Annotated in this window: 17 protein-coding genes; 5 read left to right on the top strand and 12 right to left on the bottom strand. The window is 70.0% G+C overall.

Translation table 11 applies throughout. The features are described from left to right. The first annotated feature begins 102 nt into the window (after positions 1-102). From ACFY5A_RS09095 to ACFY5A_RS09085, 3 genes are all read left to right on the top strand, one after another. Positions 103-2,937, top strand: coding sequence for an MMPL family transporter (locus ACFY5A_RS09095; protein WP_387233341.1), 2,835 nt, complete (start codon positions 103-105; stop codon positions 2,935-2,937). Then, a complete protein-coding gene (locus ACFY5A_RS09090) occupies positions 2,934-4,958 on the top strand; it encodes a YhgE/Pip domain-containing protein (protein WP_387233337.1) in 2,025 nt (674 codons plus the stop codon). The genes ACFY5A_RS09095 and ACFY5A_RS09090 overlap by 4 nt, the downstream gene beginning before the upstream one ends. A gap of 124 nt (positions 4,959-5,082) precedes the next feature. Further along, the gene (locus ACFY5A_RS09085; RefSeq protein WP_341940110.1) at positions 5,083-5,673 is read left to right on the top strand and encodes a 2'-5' RNA ligase family protein; all 591 of its coding nucleotides are present in this window, start codon (positions 5,083-5,085) and stop codon (positions 5,671-5,673) included. 1 nt (position 5,674) lies between these two features. Here ACFY5A_RS09085 and ACFY5A_RS09080 read toward each other — a convergent pair whose 3' ends face one another. The 7 genes from ACFY5A_RS09080 to ACFY5A_RS09050 all read right to left on the bottom strand — a co-directional run bounded on the left by ACFY5A_RS09080 (position 5,675) and on the right by ACFY5A_RS09050 (position 12,338). Then, on the bottom strand, positions 5,675-7,309 hold the full coding sequence (locus ACFY5A_RS09080) for an alpha/beta hydrolase (protein WP_387233334.1): 1,635 nt from the start codon (positions 7,307-7,309) through the stop codon (positions 5,675-5,677). A 4-nt stretch (positions 7,310-7,313) separates the two neighbouring features. Then, entirely contained in the window at positions 7,314-7,868 is a 555-nt protein-coding gene (locus tag ACFY5A_RS09075; protein WP_387233331.1) for a hypothetical protein, read from the bottom strand. A 28-nt stretch (positions 7,869-7,896) separates the two neighbouring features. After that, positions 7,897-8,301, bottom strand: a complete 405-nt coding sequence (locus ACFY5A_RS09070; RefSeq protein ID WP_341940113.1) for an SHOCT domain-containing protein — start codon at positions 8,299-8,301, stop codon at positions 7,897-7,899. A 77-nt stretch (positions 8,302-8,378) separates the two neighbouring features. After that, entirely contained in the window at positions 8,379-8,690 is a 312-nt protein-coding gene (locus tag ACFY5A_RS09065; protein ID WP_387233327.1) for an SHOCT domain-containing protein, read from the bottom strand. Further along, positions 8,687-9,085: a hypothetical protein gene (locus ACFY5A_RS09060; RefSeq protein WP_387233324.1), complete on the bottom strand. Its 399-nt coding sequence runs from the start codon at positions 9,083-9,085 to the stop codon at positions 8,687-8,689. The genes ACFY5A_RS09065 and ACFY5A_RS09060 overlap by 4 nt, the downstream gene beginning before the upstream one ends. Before the next feature lie 5 nt (positions 9,086-9,090). Continuing rightward, positions 9,091-10,596, bottom strand: coding sequence for a leucyl aminopeptidase family protein (locus ACFY5A_RS09055; RefSeq protein ID WP_387233321.1), 1,506 nt, complete (start codon positions 10,594-10,596; stop codon positions 9,091-9,093). Positions 10,597-10,676: 80 nt separating this feature from the next. Then, positions 10,677-12,338, bottom strand: a complete 1,662-nt coding sequence (locus ACFY5A_RS09050; RefSeq protein WP_387233319.1) for an AbgT family transporter — start codon at positions 12,336-12,338, stop codon at positions 10,677-10,679. 95 nt (positions 12,339-12,433) lie between these two features. Between ACFY5A_RS09050 and ACFY5A_RS09045 the strand changes: the two genes are divergently transcribed. Further along, positions 12,434-13,996 (top strand): SLC13 family permease, encoded by a 1,563-nt coding sequence (locus ACFY5A_RS09045; RefSeq protein WP_387233316.1) that lies wholly within the window; start codon positions 12,434-12,436, stop codon positions 13,994-13,996. 16 nt (positions 13,997-14,012) lie between these two features. On the opposite strand, the gene ccsB is transcribed toward ACFY5A_RS09045, so the two are convergent. From ccsB to ACFY5A_RS09020, 5 genes are all read right to left on the bottom strand, one after another. Beyond that, entirely contained in the window at positions 14,013-14,993 is a 981-nt protein-coding gene (gene ccsB / locus ACFY5A_RS09040) for a c-type cytochrome biogenesis protein CcsB (RefSeq protein ID WP_105675994.1), read from the bottom strand. 4 nt (positions 14,994-14,997) lie between these two features. Continuing rightward, positions 14,998-16,722: a cytochrome c biogenesis protein ResB gene (locus ACFY5A_RS09035; RefSeq protein WP_387233313.1), complete on the bottom strand. Its 1,725-nt coding sequence runs from the start codon at positions 16,720-16,722 to the stop codon at positions 14,998-15,000. A gap of 22 nt (positions 16,723-16,744) precedes the next feature. Continuing rightward, a complete protein-coding gene (locus ACFY5A_RS09030) occupies positions 16,745-17,506 on the bottom strand; it encodes a cytochrome c biogenesis CcdA family protein (RefSeq protein WP_223587038.1) in 762 nt (253 codons plus the stop codon). A 16-nt stretch (positions 17,507-17,522) separates the two neighbouring features. Continuing rightward, positions 17,523-18,173 (bottom strand): TlpA family protein disulfide reductase, encoded by a 651-nt coding sequence (locus ACFY5A_RS09025; RefSeq protein WP_387233308.1) that lies wholly within the window; start codon positions 18,171-18,173, stop codon positions 17,523-17,525. 88 nt (positions 18,174-18,261) lie between these two features. Next, positions 18,262-18,666 (bottom strand): MerR family transcriptional regulator, encoded by a 405-nt coding sequence (locus tag ACFY5A_RS09020; protein ID WP_341940121.1) that lies wholly within the window; start codon positions 18,664-18,666, stop codon positions 18,262-18,264. Positions 18,667-18,727: 61 nt separating this feature from the next. Between ACFY5A_RS09020 and ACFY5A_RS09015 the strand changes: the two genes are divergently transcribed. Then, entirely contained in the window at positions 18,728-19,633 is a 906-nt protein-coding gene (locus tag ACFY5A_RS09015) for an NAD(P)/FAD-dependent oxidoreductase (RefSeq protein WP_387233305.1), read from the top strand. Positions 19,634-19,658 lie beyond the last annotated feature (25 nt).

Raw genomic sequence — 19,658 nt, 5'->3', positions numbered from 1 at the left:
TTCTCACACCCGGCACACAGACTTTCGCGGGCCGACACCTTTACGATACATCTATGTATTGGATACACCTGTGTATCCAACTGGGATCCTCGGAGGAACGTCGTGTCCACTCTCCTGTCCTCGCTCGGGCGCTGGTCGTTCCGGCACCCCTGGCGCGTGCTCGTCTCCTGGCTCATCGTGCTCGGCATCGCCGGCGCCGGTGCGCTGGCTCTCGGGCAGGGCACCGACAACACCTTCTCGATCCCCGGGACCGAATCACAGGCCGGCCTCGAGCAGCTGTCCCGCTCGTTCCCCCAGGTGAGCGGCACCAACGCGCAGTTCATCGTCGTCGCGGCCGACGGCGACCACATCACGGATGACGCCTACCGGACGGACGTGGAGCACGCCGTCGACGAGCTGTCGACGATGAAGGGCGTCCTCGCCGTCACCTCGCCCTATGACGAGATGGTCAAGGGCATGATCAACGACGACAAGACCGCCGCGATCGTGCGCCTGCAGTTCGAGGGGCAGGCGACCGACGTCTCCGCCGAGACGAAGGATGCTCTCACCCGCACCGTCGACGAGCTCTCCACAGCGCTCCCCGACGGCTCTCAGACCTCCCTCGGCGGAGACCTCTTCGCGATGTCCATCCCGGGCGTCACCCTCACCGAGGCCGTCGGCCTGCTGATCGCCCTGCTCGTCCTCATCGTGACGTTCCGCTCCTTCGTCGTCGCAGGACTCCCGCTGCTCACCGCGATCCTCGGCGTCGGCATCTCCATGGCCGGCATCTTCGCCGCCACGGCCTTCGCGACCGTCTCCTCGACCACGCCGCTCCTGGCGCTCATGCTCGGGCTCGCCGTCGGCATCGACTACGCCCTGTTCATCATGGCGAGACACCAGGATCAGGTCCGAGAGGGCGTCGACCCCGAGGAGTCCGCGTCGCGCGCGGTGGGCACCGCAGGATCGGCCGTCGTGTTCGCCGGCGTCACCGTGCTGATCGCGCTGATCGGCCTCGGATTCGCCGGCATCCCCTTCCTCACGACCATGGGCATCGCGGCATCCGTCGCGGTCGCCGTCGCCGTGGCGATCGCCGTGACCCTCACCCCGGCCGTCCTCGGCTTCGTCAAGGGCCGGGTCACCGGCTGGCCGCGCCGCGAGCGCAAGGCACGCAAGGGCTCCCCCGCCCCCGAAGGCCGTCGCTCGTTCAGCCAGCGCTGGGTCTCCGGCGTCACGAAGCGCCCGATCCTCGTGTCGCTCGCGGTCGTGATCGGCCTCGGCATCGTCGCGGTGCCCGCGCTCAGCCTGAACCTCGCGCTCCCGAACGCGGGCGTGCTGCCGAAGGACTCCGAGGCGCGGCAGACCTACGACCTCGTGGGCGAGGAGTTCGGCGCCGGCTTCAACGGTCCGCTGATCCTCACCGGCACGATCGTCACGTCGACCGATCCGCTGGGCCTCATGGAGGATCTCGGAGACGCCGTCGCGAAGGTCGACGGCGTGAAGGAGGTCGCCCTCTCGACCCCCAACGAGACCGCCGACACCGGCATCGTGCAGATCATCCCCGAGACGGCGCCCGACGCCCCCGCGACAGCCGATCTCGTGCGCGAGCTCCGCTCCCACCACGACGAGTGGCTGAAGGAGTTCGGCATCGACCTCAAGGTCACGGGCTTCACCGCCGTCGGGATCGACATCTCCGACCAGCTCGGCAACGCGCTGCTGCCGTTCGGCATCTTCGTGATCGGCCTCTCGCTGATCCTGCTGACCATCGTGTTCCGCTCGATCTGGGTCCCCGTCACCGCCGCCCTCGGCTACCTGCTCTCGATCGTCGCCGCGTTCGGCATCGTCGGCGCCGTCTTCGAGTGGGGCTGGTTCGCCGACCTCCTGCACGTCGCGAAGGTCGGCCCGATCATCAGCTTCATGCCGATCATCCTGATGGGCGTGCTGTTCGGACTCGCGATGGACTATCAGGTGTTCCTCGTCTCCCGCATGCGCGAGGACTTCGTGCACGACAAGGACTCGAAGAACCCCGACCGCGCGGCGCGCCGGGCCGCGGCCCTCCGAGCCGTGCGCAGCGGCTTCACGGGCTCGGCGAAGGTCGTCACCGCCGCAGGACTCATCATGTTCGCGGTGTTCGTCGCGTTCGTCCCCGAGGGCGACTCCTCGCTCAAGCCGATCGCGCTGGGTCTCGCCGCGGGCATCGCGATCGACGCGTTCCTCGTGCGGATGACGCTGATCCCGGCGCTCATGGCCATCCTCGGCGAGCGCGCCTGGCAGATCCCTGCGTGGCTGGAGCGGATCCTGCCCAGCGTCGACATCGAGGGCGAGGCCGTGGAGCGTGAGCGGCACCTCTCCTCCTGGCCCGGGGATGACTCGGTCGTCGCCGCCGACGGCCTCGTGCTCGCCGACACCGGCATCGACGGAGTGCACCTTCGCGTCGCACCAGGCGGATCGGCGGTCCTCACCGGAGCCGCCCCCGGTGCACTCCGCGCGCTCGCCCTCGCGATCGCCGGACGCGTCACCCCCGACGACGGTCGACTGCGGGTCGCCGGCCACCTCCTCCCCGGACGCGCGGCATGGGTCAGGGCGCACGTCGGAACGGTGATCGCGACGGATGCCGGAGCCACAGCATCCGATCTCTCCGAAGCCCTGCGCGGCCGCCCCGCACTCGTCGTGATCGACGGCGTCGACCTGCTCCCGCAGGCGGCACGCGATCAGCTCGCCGCGCGACTGCGCGACGCGGATGCCGCCACGGCCGTGCTCCTCACCGCCGCTGCTCCCGCCGCGGCGCTCGACATCCTCGCGTCCGCCGGGCGCGAGACCACGGACCTCGTCGACGTGAGCGCACCCGCTCCTCGCCTCGCCGACGCGCCCGCCGCCCACCCCGACTCCGCCGCAGACGCGACGGATGCCGCCGGCCTCGACGCCGAAGACTCCGCAGAATCCACCGAGGTGACCGCATGACCCTCCCCATCGAGCGCGCACGCTCCCGCAAGCCCATCACATGGCTGACGATCCTCGGCATCCTGCTGCTCCCCGCAGCCGTCGGGGGCATCCTCGTCGCGGCGCTGCAGAACCCGACCGAGCGGCTGGACTCCATGACCGCCGCGATCGTGAACCTCGACGACCCGGTCACGATCGACGGACAACTGACCCCGCTGGGCCGACAGCTCTCCGCGGGGCTCGTCGAGGGGTCGGACGACCTCGACTCCAACCTCACCTGGGTGATCTCCAACAAGGACGACGCCGCCGACGGGCTCGCCGACGGCACCTACCAGGCCGTCATCACGATCCCCGAGGACTTCTCCGCCGCCGCGACCTCCGCAGGCCAGGCGATCTCCGACGGCGGCGGCGCCGCCTCCGACAAGGCCGAGAAGGCGACCATCACCGTCACCACTCCGCCAGACGGCCTCGTCGCCGACGATCTCATCACCAGCCAGATCGCCTCGGTCGCGACGTCGACGATGGGCTCGATGCTCAGCGAGGCGACCATGAGCAACGTGCTGGTCGGCTTCACCACCCTCGGCGACCAGATCGGCGAAGCGGCGGACGGCGCGCTGCAACTCGCCTCCGGAGCACGGGATGCCGCGACCGGTGCGGCCGCGATCCCGGACGGCGCCGCGAAGCTGGCCACCGGCGCGTCCGGTCTCGGATCCGGCGCCTCCGATCTCGCGAACGGCCTCGGCACGATCGCCGGCAAGACACGAGAGGCCGCAGGCGGAGCGTCGCAGATCGGCTCCGGCTTGCTCACAGGCGCGAAGACCCTCGAAGAACAGTCCTCAGGGATGCCCGCGCTCGTCGGCGCTATCAAGAACGCTGCCACGTCAGCCGGCGCGGCCGCGGCTTCTGCCGGCACGGCCGCAACGCAGACGAGCGACCTCAAGTCGACACTCGACAGCCTCGCCGCACAATGCGTGCCCGCGGTGTCCGGTGCCGCCTTCTGCAACGACCTCGCCGCCGCCGCATCGAGTGCCGGCACCGCGTCCGGCTCTGCGACCAACGCGAAGAGCTCCGCCCTCCTCGCCGCCGGCACCCTGAGCAATCCACTGGTCGCCGACGGAGTGGCCGCACTCCCCGGAACGTTCACCACGCTCGCCACGAGCATGCGCGACGCGGGCACCGGTGCGTCCTCGCTCGCTGCCGGTCTCAACCAGCTCGCCACCGACGGCATCGACAAGTCCGCGAGCGGCGCCCGCCAGCTCGCCGACGGGGCGACGCAGCTGTCGGACGGCGCCACGCAGCTGTCCAGCGGAGCGACCGAGCTCGCCACCGGGCTCGACACCCTGGCGACGGGCACCGGTGATCTCGCCGGTGGACTGCGCAAGGCCTCCGACTCCCTGCCGTCGTTCACCGACGGCGAGTCGAAGTCGCTGGCGACGGTGATGGCCGACCCGGTCACCTCGAACTCGAAGATGGACACGATCTTCGGCCCGACCGCGATCCCGCTGCTCGCCGCCGTCGTGCTGTGGTTCGGCGGACTCGCCTCGTTCATCGTGATGCGGGCGCACACGGCGCGCACCCTCACGTCCCGCCGCTCCTCGGCCGGTCTCGCTCTGCGCGCCTTCGCGCCGGCCGCCCTGATCGGCGCCGGTCAGGGCGTGCTCGTGGCTCTCATCGTGCAGATCGTGGCGAGCTATGACGCGGCGACCTGGTGGGCGTTCGCCGGCACGGCTGTGCTCGCCGGCGTCGTGTTCGCCGCGGTGAACCAGGCGCTCGTCGCGGTCTTCGGCGGGATCGGCCGCTGGATCGGCGCTCTGGTCGGTGTGCTGGCCGTCGCGACCGGGCTCATCTCGACCGTTCCCGGGTGGCTCTCGGCGATCGGGGCCTCCCTGCCCACGGCGCCCGCGTTCACGGGTCTCATCGCCGCGAACGGCGGGGCCGCAGCGGGGCTCGTCGTCTGGGGCGTCCTGTCCCTGATCGTCACGACCCTCGCGATCGCGCTCCGCCGGACGACGTCTGCGAAGACGGTGCTCGCGACCGCCTGAGCATCCATCCACCATCGCCTCTCCGAGGGACCGAGAACGCCTCCGCACAGAGACCTGCGGAGGCATTCTCGTGTCCGTCGTCATGTGACGCACGGGGGCGACCGGACTCACGTACCCTCGACCCATGCGACGACCGTTCATGGACACCCCGGATCAGCTCGCCTCGCTGCAGGGCCAGCAGTACCTCGTGCTGCGGCCTTCCGCAGCCGTCGCGCGGGAGTACGAGAGCACGCAGCGCGCGCTGCTCGACGGGCCGGCACGAGACCTGCGGCATCCGCACACCGGACATGTGACGCTGCGCGGGTTCTTCGAGGCGGAGCGCCGAGAAGAGGTCGCGGCCCTGATCCGCGGGTGGGCTGCTGAACAACCTCCGATCGAGGTGACGGCGGATGCCGTTGACGCGTTCCCGTCTCCCTGGCAGGTCGTCATCCTCCGCGCGGCGCGGTCCGCGTCCCTGGTCCAGGCCTACTCCCGCCTCACGGACAGGCTCGAGCCGACCGACTACCGACGGCTCGATGAGCTGAGCGTCGACGACTGGACCTTCCACCTCTCCCTCGTCTACGCCCGCTCCCTCGGCGCTGCGGAGTGGGAGGTTCTGGAGCGCGCGGCGGGTCGCGCACTCGAGCTCCCGCCGACCGAGACCATAACCGAGGCCGAGTTCGTCTGGTACGACGAGGACGGGGAGCACGCCGAGATCATCCCGCTCGGCGGCTGACTCACTCCAGGTAGGGCTGGATGGGCGCGTAGCCCTCGATCTCCTCCTGGATGCGGTCCACGGCCGCCTGGTCGAGACCCGCGTCGCCGGCGACCTCGCGCCAGCCCGTCGTGACGACATCGCCGAAGTTGTGTCCGTGCCGTGCGGGCACGGCCTCGCCGCCGAGCATGTCGATGCCGACCTGCACGGCGGTCACGACCGGTATCCACCGCATCTCCGGGCTGACGTCATCCGCCCGCTGCGACGGATCCAGCCACTCGGGCGGACTCCAGATCAGCTCGGGAGCGAGCCAGGTCACCGGGTCGGTCGCGTGCTGCAGGTACAGCACGCGCGGCTCCGACCAGGGCCCCGGCAGCAGGCTCTCGTCCCCCGCGCGGGAGATCCATCGCACCTCGCGTCCGTCTGCGAGCACCGGCTGCCACACCGGACTCCCCGGATCGCGCGCCCCCTGCAGGGTGCGCCACAGCGCTGATCCGTTGGGGCTGCCGACGAACATCGCCCCGTCCGCACGAGACCGCAGATCGCCGAGGCCGTCGAACACCGCCTGTCCGCCGTGAGCGCCGAGGCTCAGACCGTACACGATCAGCTCGGGGCGGTCATCGGCGGGGAGCCGGGACCACCGCTCCTCGACCGCGTCGAACAGCGCCCGCGCCGACTCGACGGGAGCGTCCGGATCGAACAGGAACGACACCCAGCTCGGGGTGTAGGCGTACTGCATCGCGGCGATCGCGGTGTCACCGGCGTGCAGGTACTCGATCGCGTCGACGGTCTGCGCCTCCAGCCAGCCCGACCCGGTGGTCGTCGCGACGACGAGCACCGAGCGGTCGAACGCGCCCGTCCGCTCCAGCTCGTCGACGACGAGCTGCGCCCTCGCCTCCGGGGTCTCCGCGGACTCCAGCCCCGCGTAGACGCGGATGGGGTCCTTCGCCTCCGCTCCGGTGAGCGCCGTGATCTCCGACGCCGTTGGGCCGCCGCCGATGAAGGCGCTGCCGTGCCGCCCCAGGTCCTCCCAGCGGATTTCCGACCCGGCCCCGGCGGAGCGGAACTCGCTCGCCGGTTCGACGGCCTCGGCATCCGGGGCTCCGTTGAGTCCCTTGTACACCGCGTCGACACCGAACATGACGACGAGCACCGTCGCGGCGACGCCCGCGACCAGCGCGGTGAGGGTGCCCAGCAGCGCCACCGATGTTCCCGACGTGCGCTGGAGCGCGCGGAAGACGCGTCGGCTGAGCTTTCCGACCGCGATCAGGATGACGACGACCGGGAGGAATCCGAGCAGGAACCCGGCGAGGTCCACGGCGTCCAGCGGAGGCATCTCCACTGCTCTGCGCACCTCGTTCTGCCAGGCGACGGCCAGCACGGACAGCGCTCCGACCGCGACGAGCCAGAGCACCCCGTACGCGACCCAGAGGATCGGTCGGCTGCGCATCGGCACGAGGCGTCGGAGGCCGAGCCACGCCGCCGTGCCGACGCCATAGCCCACAGCGAAGGCGACCGCCGTGATGAGCCCCTGGAACAGCGCCGCACGAGGGAGCAGCGACGGGGTCGCCGACAGCACCGCCAGCAGCAGGCCGCCGAGCGCTCCGCCCGGGTCGACGTGCCACCAGCGACGGCGGGGCGAGTCCGAATCCTTCATGGCATCAATGATGGACGAGCGCCTTCAGCGCGATGAGCACCCCGCCGAACGCGGCGGTGACGAGCATGCTCCCGAGGCGCACCCACAGGCTGTCGCTGCGGGAAGCGGCGATGAACCAGCCCAGCAGCCCGAGCAGCATCACATCGGCGCCGAGGGCGAGCCACACGGCGTCGGCATCGCGGAGCACGCCGATCACACCGAGCAGCAGGATGACGACGGGAACCGCACCGACGACGATCATGCCGGACGACTCCCCGACCCCGTGCGCGAGCGCCTCGCCGAGCGATCGCCGCTCGGACCCCCTGGCCATCCAGGAGACCGCCGAGGAGTACACGTGCGCCGCGAAGAACACCAGCAGCGTCGTCACGACCGAGATCAGGGCGTCTCCGGAGCTCGCGGTGAGGTTGCGGCTGACGACGATCATGCCGGCGACGATGATCAGTCCGTAGATGCCCTCGGCGGAGGTGGCCAGCCGGCCGGCCCACGAGGCGCCGGCCGACGGCATCCCCCTTCCGGAGAAGGGGGCGCCGCCGACCGGAGCCTCGTCGTGATCGTGCATCGTCCGCCCGATCAGCCGCTGCACCGCATCACGCCGAGGCGCGACGCAGCGCGGACTGCTTCAGCGAGGCGAACTCGGCCTCGCTGATCGCACCGGCGTCGAACAGGCGCTTGGCCCGCTCGATCTCGTCGGTGGGCGTCGCCGCCGTCCCGGCAACCGAGCGGACGTAGTCCTCGGCAGCGGACTGCGCGGCGGCGGACTGCTGCGCAGCGCGCTCGCCCATGCCCTTGCCGCGCGCGATGAGGTACACCAGCGCAGTGAGGAAGGGCAGGAACACCAGGAAGAGCAGCCAGACCGCCTTCGCGAAGCCGTTGAGCGCGCGGTCGCGGAACAGATCGCTGATGATCGAGAACAACGCCATCAGATAGGCGACGAAGACGAAGACCGTGAGAGACCACCAGAGGATGTCGACGATCGAGGACCAGAAATGCATGCTGTTGTACTCCTTGCCGCGTCTGCGGCGTTCGTGACGGATGCCGCAGGTGCGGCATCCGGGATCGTGGGGCGGGCTCAGGCGCCGAGGAGCCGCTGCTTCTGCGCCTCGAACTCCGCGTCGGTGAGCACACCGGCGTCCCGCAGCTGGCCGAGCTGCTGGAGCTGTGCGATCACCTGGGTCATGTCCGGCGCAGCGGCCGGTGCAGGAACGGCGGGTGCAGGAACGGCGGCGGCCGCGAGGCGAGCAGCGGCGTCATCCGCCGCCTGCGCCTGCTGCGCGGCCACGGCGGCGTCCTGGGCCGCCCACTGCTGGTGCTGCCGACGCTGGACGTTGCCGACCACCCGGGTGGCGACCGCCGCGCGTGCGGCCGTGCGGAGCAGGCTCATGATGCGACTCCCTCGTCCAGATCGGCGGCGTCGATGCCGCCCGCCCATGCCTCGCGTCCGCCGATCGCCGTGATGCGGTCGGCGACCGTCGCAAGGCTGCGGTCCTCGTAGACGACGACGAGCGCCCGCTCGCCCGCTCGCAGTTCGCGTCCGATCTCGGAGAGGTCGTCGTCATCGAGCAGATCGGTCTCCGCGGCGGCCGCGGTCTCGTCTGCGAAGGTCAGCCGGCGCACCGTTCCGTCGTCGGAGAGCTCCACCAGCTCGAGATCGAGCACCTCGACGGCGTGCGAGAGCTGCAGGCTCTGCAGCTCGTCGATGACGGAGACAAGCTCCGCGTCAGCCGGCACAGCGAAGACCGCGAAGCTCAGCGGTCCGACGTAGTTCGACGTCGTCATGATGGTCACTCCCCCGCCCGGAACGCGCGCGCGGACTCCAGCAGGATGCGCGCGCCGAAGCCCGTCGCCCCCGCCGTCCGCCAGGAGTCGTCCTTCTCGGTCTGCATCGTGCCGGCGATGTCGAGGTGCGCCCACGGGGTCTCCCCCACGAAGTGCGCGAGGAAGAGCGCCGCGGTCGTCGCCCCGGCGAACGGCCCGCCGAGGTTGGCGATGTCCGCGATCTCCGAGTCGAGCTGGGGCCGGTACTTGCGCTCCAGCGGCAGCTGCCACACGGATTCGTCTACCGCGGCGGATGCCGTGCGGACGAGGTCGATCGTCTTCTGGTCGTTGCCGAGCACCGGCGCGGTCGCGGGGCCGAGCGACACCAGCGCGGCGCCGGTGAGCGTCGCGATGTCGATGATGGCGTCCACGCCGTCCTCGTTCGCGAGCACGAGGGCGTCCATCATCACCAGTCGTCCTTCCGCGTCGGTGTTCTTGACCTCCACGGTCGTCCCCCCTCGGGCGGTCAGCACGTCGCCGAGCTTGTACGAGGTGCCGGAGGGCATGTTGTCGGTGCACATCAGCCACCCGGTGACCTGAGCGGTCACGCCCGCGTCGCGGAGGCCGGTGAAGGCCCCGAGCACCGCCGCGGCTCCTCCCATGTCCATCTTCATGAGCAGGTGCATCGGGTCGCTGGGCTTGAGGCTGATGCCTCCGGAGTCATACATGATGCCCTTGCCGACCAGTCCGAGGTGGCCGGTCGCTCCACCCGACGGGGTGTAGCTCAGCTTCACCATCCGCGGCTCCTCCACGGAACCCTGGTTGACGCCGAGCAGGCCGCCGCAGCCGAGGTCGATGAGCGCCTGCTTGTCGAACAGCTCCACCTCGAACCCGAATCGCTCTCCGAGCTCCGTCGCGATCTCTCCGAGGTTCACGGCGGTGAGGTGCCCCGGCGGGGTGTTGGCGAGGTCGCGCGCGACCACGGCCGCCCGCGCACCCGTGCGTGCTTCAGCGATGGCGGCATCCGCGCCCCCTGGCACATCGATCACGAGCGAGGCGAGCGGGACGTGCGGCGAGGAGCCGCGCAGCACGGTGTACCGGTAACGGGCGAGCAGGGATCCCTCCGCCAGCATCCGAACAGCGGTGTCCGCGTCGACGTCGCCGAGGTCGTCGATGCGGAGACCCAGTCGCGAACGGCGGGATGCCGCGCGCACGAACGTCGCGGCGGCATCCCGCAACGCATTCGCCGTCGTCTCGTCCCGTGCTCCGAGACCCACGGCGACGATGTCGGCCGCGTCCGCCTGAGGGAGCAGGAGAGACGACCCCGCCGCGCCGGTGAAGCCGGCCTCCTCGAGCGCCGATCTGTCGAAGCCGAGCTCCGCCGGCACGTCGCCGTCGGAGTGCACTCCGATGCCGAGCGCCTCGACGTCGTCTGGCACGACCCCGACCGTGATCGTCGCGGCGTCGAGCGCGTCGAGGCCCGGCACGGTCGGGAGGTCGGCGGGGATCAGCTTGTTCGGTCTGCGTTCCATGGTGGCTCCTTGCGTGCGGTGGTGATGTCGAGGCCCGCCGCCCGGTCCCGGGGGAGGGTGAGGCCGGACGGCGGGGAGGGTCAGCCGACGACGTCGACCGGTGAGCCGGGTCCCCACGGGATGCCGAGGAGGAACCACACGACGTAGAGGGCCACCCAGGAGATCAGCATCCAGACCGCGTACGGGATCATCAGCGCGATGATCGTGCCGATGCCCGCGTCCTTCTTGTAGCGCTGCGCGACGGTCACCATGAACGGCAGGTACACCATCAACGGGGTGAGCACGTTGACCGGGGAGTCGCCCACCCGGTACGCCGCCAGCAGAGTCTGCGGTGCGACGTCGAGCGAGGCGAAGATCGGGATGAACACCGGAGCGAAGATCACCCACTTGGGCACGAGCCCCGGGAGGATGAAGTCGAGGATCACGATCACGAGGATGAACGCGAGCAGGAGCACGATCGCCGGCACGCTCGCCTGCTGCAGGAGCTCGGCGGCCGACACCGCGGCGACGGTGGGCAGGTTGGTCCAGTTGAACAGCGCGATGAACTGGGCGATCATCAGGAACATCACCAGCAGTCCGCCGAGGCTGGCGAACGTCTTCGCGATGGCTCCGACCGCGGCCGAACCTCCCCTGAGCGTCCTCGCCCCGGCGCCGTAGGCGACACCGCACACGAGGAACGCGAGCGAGATGATGAACACCAGGCTCGCCATGAACGGCGTCGTGCCGATGATGTCGCCCGTCTCAGGGTCGCGCAGCGGAGCACCAGGGGGAAGGGTCAGCAGCAGTATCACGGCGAGATAGCCGAGCAGCGCCCAGAAGGAGAAGCGGAGCCCTCGGGCCTCGGCATCGTGGTCGACGCCGTCGGCCTCGTCGGCGACGGTCATCTCCGAGCGGTCGTACGAACCGAGCCGCTTCTCGGTGATGAACATGGTCACGAGCAGGGCGACCGTGGTCAGCAGCAGCGTCGACACGATGCCGAAGTACCAGTTCTGGGTCACCTCGATCGGCTGCATGCCCGCAGCGGTGAGCACCTCGTTGGTGATCTCGGTGAGCATGCTGTCGCTCGGGGTGATCAGGATGTTGGCGCCGAACGCGGCTCCGACGCCCGCGAACGCCCCGGCGAGCCCCGCGAGCGGATGCCGCCCGACGGTGAGGAAGGCCGCGGCCGCGAGCGGGACCAGGATCAGATACCCGGCATCCGTGGCGACCGAGGAGAGCACGCCAACGAAGATGAGGATCGCGGCGATCCAGCGGCGCGGCGCGACCTTCACGACGCGACGGATCATCGCCCCCATGAGGCCGGCGTGCTCGGCGACGCCGACGCCCGCCATCGCGATCAGCACGACGGCGACGACTCCGAACCCGGCGAAGTTGTCGACGAAGGAGGAGAAGAAGAAGCGAACGCCCTCGATGGAGAGGAGGTTGCGCACCTCGAAGGTGCGCTCCTCGATCGTGTAGTCGGGTGTCTCGGCCGGCAGCCCGGTGGTGGTGTCGTAGATCTGCCAGCCGCCGCCGAACTGCTCGTTGAGCTCGTCCAGCTGGCTCTGCGGACCGGGGACGACCACCTCGTCGGTGACGGAGACTCCGGCCCAGGCGAGCAGGAAGGAGAGGACGGCGATGAACCCGATCAGATAGACGAACATGATCGTCGGATCAGGGACTTTGTTACCGACCTTCTCGATCCAGTTCAGGAACCCCTTGCGATCGGCGTCGGGGGCACTCAGCGTCATATCGCCAGCCATAGCCCCATGATCTTGGCGCGAGGGATGCCGGGGCAAGCTGACCCCCTAGAACTAGGGGGTCCCCTTGACGTCGCGGCCTTCTATTGTGTGAACCAATGGATCCGATCACCTCCACCCTCGTCATCCTGCTCTGCGCGGTGATCGCGTTCGTCTCGAACCGGATCCCGCTCGGGGTCGTCGCCGTGGGCGTCTCGATCGCGCTGTACCTCTTCGGCGTCCTCGATCTGAACACCGCGCTGTCCGGATTCGGCGATCCGACGGTGCTGTTCATCGCCTCGCTCTTCGTCGTGAGCGAGGCTCTGGAGGCCACCGGCATCGTCGCCTGGGCCGGGCAGGAGGTCATCGCCAGGACCGGCACCCGGCGCCGGAGACTGCTGCTGACGATCGGGCTGCTCACCGCCGTGCTGACCGCCGTGATCAGCGTGAACGGGTCGGTCGCCTCGCTGCTGCCCCTGGTGGTCGTGGTGGCGGCGCGCGCGGGCATAGCGCCCTCGCAGATGCTGATGCCGCTGGCGTTCTCCGCGCACGCCGGTTCGATGCTCGCCCTGACCGGGACCCCGGTGAACATCATCGTCTCCGACATCGCCGCCGAGAATGGGGGCAGGCAGTTCGGGTTCTTCGAGTTCGCTCTGGCCGGCCTCCCCCTCCTCGTCGGAACTCTCGCGATCATCCTGCTGCTCGGTTCGCGCCTGCTGCCGACGCGCAGCCCGGTGTCGGCCCCGGTCGACCTGGAGCAGCTCGCCGCCGCGCTGCGGGCCGACTACGAGATCGCCCCCGAGCGTGCTCTGATGTCTCCGGCGCGCGGCGTCGCCGAGGTCGTCGTGCCTCCTCGGTCCTCGCTGATCGGGCTGCACGTGTTCCCCGGAATGTGCACGCCCAGCGGCGACCTCGTCATCCTGGGCGTCCGTCGCGGCGAGGAGGCCTTCGACGAATCGGGCACCGAGCTCAGCGCCGGAGACGCCCTGCTGCTCGACGGGTCGTGGGACGATCTGCAGCGGCACACCGCGAAGCGCGAGGAGGTGCTCGTGGTGGACGCGCCGCTGACCCTGCGTCGCTCCGTGCCGCTCGGGGCCGGAGCCAAGCGGACGGCCGTGATCCTGCTCGCGATGATCGTGCTGCTCGCGACGGGCATCGTGCCCGCGGCGATCGCCGGGCTCCTCGCCGCCGGCGCCCTGATCCTCACCGGAGTCGTCTCGATCACCCGGGCCTACCGCGCGATCTCCTGGACCACGGTGATCCTCGTCGCCGGGATGATCCCGCTCTCGACCGCCTTCCAGGAGACGGGCGCGGCGCAGCTGATCGCCGACGGGCTGCGCTCGTTCCTCGGAGAATCAGGTCCTCATGCGGCGGTCGCCGTCATCGTGCTGATCACGCTCGTGCTCGGCCAGCTCATCAGCAACACCGCCACGGTGCTCATCGTCGCACCGGTGGCCGTGGCCCTCTCCTCGGCCATGGACGCGTCCGTGATGCCGTTCATGATGGCGCTGACGGTGGCCGGGGCGGCGGCGTTCCTCACGCCGGTCGCCACCCCCGCGAACCTGATGGTGATGGAGCCCGGGGGCTACCGCTTCGGCGACTACGCCAAGCTCGGTCTGCCTCTGATGGCGCTGTTCTTCGCGGTGGCGGTGTTCTACGTGCCGCTGATCTGGCCGTTCTGAGAGCGGGGCTCCGCGCTCAGCTGAGGCCCGAGTACGCGTGCAGGCCCTTGAAGAAGACGTTCACGATGGTGAAGTTGAACATCACCGACGCGAAGCCGACGATCGACAGCCATGCCGACGGGTTGCCGCGCCAGCCGCGCGTCGCCCTGGCGTGGATGTAGCCCGCGTACACGACCCAGATCACGAAGGTCCAGGTCTCCTTGACGTCGAAGCCCCAGTAGCGACCCCAGGCGTCCTGCGCCCAGATGGACCCTGCGATCAGCGTGAACGTCCACAGGATGAAGCCGATGATCGTGAAGCGGTAGGCGAGGCTCTCGAGGCGGTCGGACCCCGGCAGCGTGCGGAGGAATCCTGGGCCGGTCTTCGCGGCCTCCTCGCGCACCAGCCGCTCGCGGCGGGCCTGCATGAGCTGGATCACCGAGAGTGCGAACGCGAGCGCGAAGAACGCCGTGGCGAGCGACGCGACGAACACGTGGATGATCAGCCAGATGCTCTTCAGCGGGTCCATCAGGGGCGTGACGGCGACGTAGAAGTTCGTCGCGGCGAGTCCGAGCAGGACCACCACGAGACCGGTGATGAAGGTGCCGAGGTAGCGGAGGTCGATCCGGGTGAGCACGACGAGGTAGACGAGGACGATCAGGAGCGTGCCGATCATCGCGAACTCGTAGAGGTTCGCCCACGGGACGCGTCCGGCCGCGATGCTGCGGGTGACGACGGCGGCGAGGTGGAACACCCATGCGAGGATCGTCAGCGAGGTGCCGATGCGCGCCATCACGAAGCGCTGCGGCGCGGGATCCGCAGCGGCGCCGGTCGCGGTGACCGTCGGCGCTCCCCCGCGGGCGCCGACGCCGACGAGCTCGCCCTCGCGGACGGTCTTCGCATCGGCCGTCGCCTGCGAGCGGCGCGCCAGGTCGAAGGCGTACGCCACGAAGGAGGCCGCGTAGATCGCGATCGCGGTCCACAGGAGGACGGGCGAGATCACGGTGAGCTCGAGCATGCTGTCAGTCTACTTTCGGAGTGTCGGATGCCGGGGGCTCGGATGCCGGGGGCTCGGATTCGTCTTCCGCCTCATGGGCGGCCGTGACACCGGCGGCGTCGAGCAGCCGTGCGTGCCCGGCCACGAGGTCGTCGACGGCGGCGCCGAGCGTGGGGTCCTCGCCTCGCGCCAGACCGGCGTACTCCAGGGAGACCCCGTCACCGGAGTGGGTCGCCTTGACCCACACGCGACGACGCGGCACGAAGAGCGCCAGCATCAGCCCGCCGAGGGCCAGGAGGGCGAACACGAGCACCCACACCGACGACGCGTCGTGGTGGATCTGCAGCGACGCGAATCTCTTCACCGAGTGCGTGAGGTCGGTCGCCCCTGCGGGGGACTCGTCTTCGAACGTCACGGTGCCGAGCCCGTTCGGGAGATCTGCGGTCTTGCCCGGGGTCAGCTTGATCGACTCGACGTCCGTCGTGCGGCCGGTGAGCTTCGTCATCCCCGTGGTGTCGAGCACGTAGACCGAGCGGGGCGTGCCCTCGTTGATCCCGAGGTCACCCGAGTACACGTCGAGGGTGAGCGTGGGGTTGGTCAGATCCCCGTACGCGGAGAAGAAGGCCCCCGTGTCGAGCACGCCGGTGGTGGGGTAGAAGAACCCGAGGAGACCGAGCTGTTCCGGCATCCCGTCGGTGACCTTGACGACGCCGAGCGAGGTCATGCTCGTGTCCTGCGGGAGGAAGGGGACGCTGTTCTTGAAGACGACCTTGCCGTCGGCGTTGCGGACCGTGATGGTCGGCGCGTAGCCGTTGCCGAGCAGGTAGATCCGGTCGCCGCCGACCTCGAGCGGATGGTTCACCTTCACCGAGCCGGTGCGCGTGTCACCGTTCTCCTTGAGCGTGACGTTGGCGGAGAAGTCGCCGGCCTGCCCCGATCCCGGCTCTCCGAACGGCTGGTAGGTGACGTCGAAGCTGTCGAGCCGCATCGAGTAGGGCGTGAGAGCCCCGTCGCCGACGAAGCGGCCGCGGTTCATGGAGTCGTAGTCGAGAAGGGTGTTCGCGAAGGTCTCCCCCTCGACCAGCACGCGCTGACCGGTGTAGGCGAAGCCGCCGCCGACGCCGACCGTGATGAGCACGCCGACCAGCGCGATGTGGAAGAGCAGGTTGCCCGTCTCGCGCCAGTACCCGCGCTCGGCGGAGACCGAGAAGGTGCGCCCGGCGTCGTAGCGCTCGACGCGGTATCCGAGGGCCTTCAGCTGCTTCTGGGCGATGTCGATGGACGCGGCCGCGTCGGCGGCGGCATCCGTGCTCGTGCGCTCCACCGCACGGAAGTCGGCGAGCCTCTTCAGCCGGGCGGGGGTGCGCGGCGGGCGCGCCTGCAGGGCCTTGAGGTGGTGCTTGATGCGCGGGATCACGCAGCCGACGAGAGAGGTGAACAGCAGCAGATAGATCGCCGAGAACCACGGCGACAGGTAGACGTCGAACATCTTCAGCGAGTCGAGCACCGGGAAGATGTCGGGGTTGTTGCGCTCCCACTGCGTCACGCCGTTGGGGTCGGCCATGCGCTGGGGGAAGATCGAGCCGGGGATCGCCGCGATCGCGAGCACGAGCAGCAGGATCAGGGCCGTGCGCATCGAGGTGAGCTGGCGCCATCCCCACCGCAGCCAGCCGACGAAACCGAGCTTGGGCTGGACGATCGTGTCGTCGCCGTCGATGTGGTCGGACGGGCGCAGCGGGTCGGTGTCCACGGGGTCCTTCTGGTCGTTCAGGTCAGAGCGGGAGGATGACACTGTTCATCACCGCCGTCAGCCGGGACATGATGTCGGTCCACAGCCCGGTCACCATGAGGATGCCGAGCACGATGAGCAGGACGCCGCCGATGACGTTCACCACGCGGATGTGGCGGCGCAGGAAGCCGATGGCCCTCGTCGCCCAGCCGAACCCGAGGGCGACGAGCAGGAACGGGATGCCGAGGCCGAGCGAGTACGCGAGCCCGAGGAATCCTGCACGCACCGGGTCGCCCGCATTGAACGAGAGCGCGAAGATCGCCGTGAGAGTGGGCCCGAGACAGGGCGCCCACCCGATGCCGAGCGCGACACCGAGCAGCGGGGCTCCGGCGACGCCGAGCTTCGAGTCGACGTGGAATCGGAACTCGCGCTGGGCGAAGCCGAAGAGCCCGAGGAACACCAGGCCCATGATGATGATCACGACGCCGAGGATGCGGGTGATCAGATCGCCCCACCGGATCAGGAACACGTTCGCGACGCCGCCGAGCGCCGTGATGGCGACGAAGACGACGCTGAAGCCGAGGATGAAGAGCAGCACTCCCAGCACGAGACGACCGCGCCCTGGGGCGACGGCGTTCGGTCGTCCCTGCGCAGCGCGCGGCGACACCGCACCGCCGAGGAAGCCGAGGTATCCGGGGACGAGCGGGAGCACGCACGGAGAGAGGAAGGAGATGAGCCCCGCCAGCATCGCCACAGGGATCGCCAACCAGAGCGCACCCGAGTTGATGATGACCTCGGGGTTCACAGCGCACCCCGCGCGCTCACGAGGTCTCCGCGAGCGCGTCCTTGACGAGCGTGGAGAGGATCGACGGACTGTCGATCGGCCCGATGATGCGGGCGGCGACGCGGCCCTGCTTGTCGAGCACCAGCGTGGTCGGCGTGGCCTGGATCGGCACGACCTCGGCGAACGCGAGCTTCGCCTCCGCGGTGTCGACGTCGATCAGGCTCGGGTAGGTGATGCCGTACTCGTCGGAGAAGGCCTTGGCGGTGTCGGCCTGATCCCTCGTGTTGATGCCGATGAAGGAGACGCCCTGGTCTCCGAACTTCTGCCAGACCGCTTCGAGGTCGCCCGCCTCGACGCGGCACGGAGCGCAGCCCGCGTACCAGAAGTTCACGACAGTGACCTTGCCGGCGATGTCGGCGCTGGAGAACTTCTCCCCCGCCTCGGTGACACCGGCGAAGTCGACGGGTTCGTCGCGCTCGGCGACGGGGATCTCGACGATCGCGCCGTCGGCGGCCACGTAGCCGGTGTTCTCGCCGCTCAGGAACGAGTCGCTGACGGCATCGGGGGCGCAGGCGCTGAGGCCGATGGCGAACACCGCGGCGAGCGCGGCTCCGACCGCACCACGAAGGACGCGAGTGCGGGAGCGGCGGCCGCTGCGGATCGGGCGAACCGTCGAGGCGAGTGGCACGATTCCCAGTCTACGCAAGGGTTCCTATGCGTGAGCCGGACGGGTGGGGCCTCCGCGTGAGACCGTTCTCGGAGCGCCTGGAAGGGCGTCAGAACCGGGCGAGGACGTCGGCGACACCCTCGCGGAAACGCGGGCAGGTGGCGATGTCGTGCGACCGGCAGCGCATCGCGTGCTCGGTCATCTCTCTCGACCGGCGCATCTCCTCCATGCGCCGGTCCAGATCGTCGAGGTGCTCCTGCAGCACCTGATGCCGACCAGCGCTCCCGTCGTCGAGCAGCACCCCGATCTGCTCGAGGCTCATCCCCGCCGCCTTGCTGCGCTGGATCACGGCGATGCGGACGACCTCGTCCTCCCCGTAGCGGCGCCGGTCGGCCATGTCGCGTTCGGGCCGCAGCAGGCCCACCGCCTCCCAGTGCCGCAGCACGTTGGTGGGGAGGTCGAAGCGGGCGGCGACCTCGCCGACGGACCACGGATGCTCGGCGCTTGACTTCATGTCGACATGAAGTCACAGACTGAGCGGGAACGCAACCCCATCCACGGAAGGACACCCGCACATGTACGACGCGATCGTCATCGGCGCAGGCCCCGCGGGCCTGCAGGCGGCACTCACGCTCGGACGCATGCACCGGTCGGTGCTGCTCCTGGACTCGGGCGAATACCGCAACGGCACGGTGCTGCACATGCACAACGTCGTCGCGAACGACGGCACCCCTCCCGCCGAGTTCCGGGCGACCGCACGCGCGCAGCTCGGCGCCTACGACGACGTGGAGGTCCGCGATGTCCGCGCCGAGAGCGTGTCCGGCGGCGAGGGAGACTTCACCGTGGCGCTCGCCGACGGCTCCACGGCATCGGGGCGGAACATCATCCTCGCGACCGGGGTGGTCGACGACCTGCCCGAGATCGCCGGGCTGTCGGAACTCTGGGGCACCCGAGCATTCTCCTGCCCCTTCTGCGACGGCCACGAGCACGCGGGGAAGCCGATCGCGGTCCTCGGTGGAGCGGCGCGCGCCGAGCACCTGATCAGCATGCTCCGACGGATCGTGAGCGAGATCTCGGTCCTCCCCGTGGGGACCGCCTTCACGACCGAGGAGGCCGTGGCCCTCGAGGCCCGCGGCGCCAGGGTGAGCGGCTCGGCGGTCGTCGCGGTCTCGGCCGCTGACGCCGGTGTCGTGGTGCGCACGTCCGACGCCGAGCACACCGTCGCCGGTGTCTTCGTCGCCTCGGGGACGATGCGTCAGCGCGCACCGTTCGCGGCGCAGCTCGACCTGCGGATGCTCGAGTCCGGCGCGATCGAGATCGACGACTTCGGACGCACCTCCGCGCCCGGCGTCTTCGCGGCCGGCGATCTCGCGCACCGCGCGACGCTGCCGGGACCGATGGCCGCCGTGATGCTGGCGGCGACGGCCGGCCAGCTCGCCGCGGTGGGGATCATCCAGTCGCTGCTGGCCGCCGAGCGCTGACCCGGAGCGCCGAGGGCGTCAGATG

This window comes from Microbacterium sp. NPDC012755 (assembly GCF_042901325.1).
GTDB classification, from domain to species: Bacteria; Actinomycetota; Actinomycetes; order Actinomycetales; family Microbacteriaceae; genus Microbacterium; species Microbacterium natoriense.
Note: the sequence above shows the minus strand (reverse complement) of the source record. Positions and strands in the feature narration are given on the sequence as shown.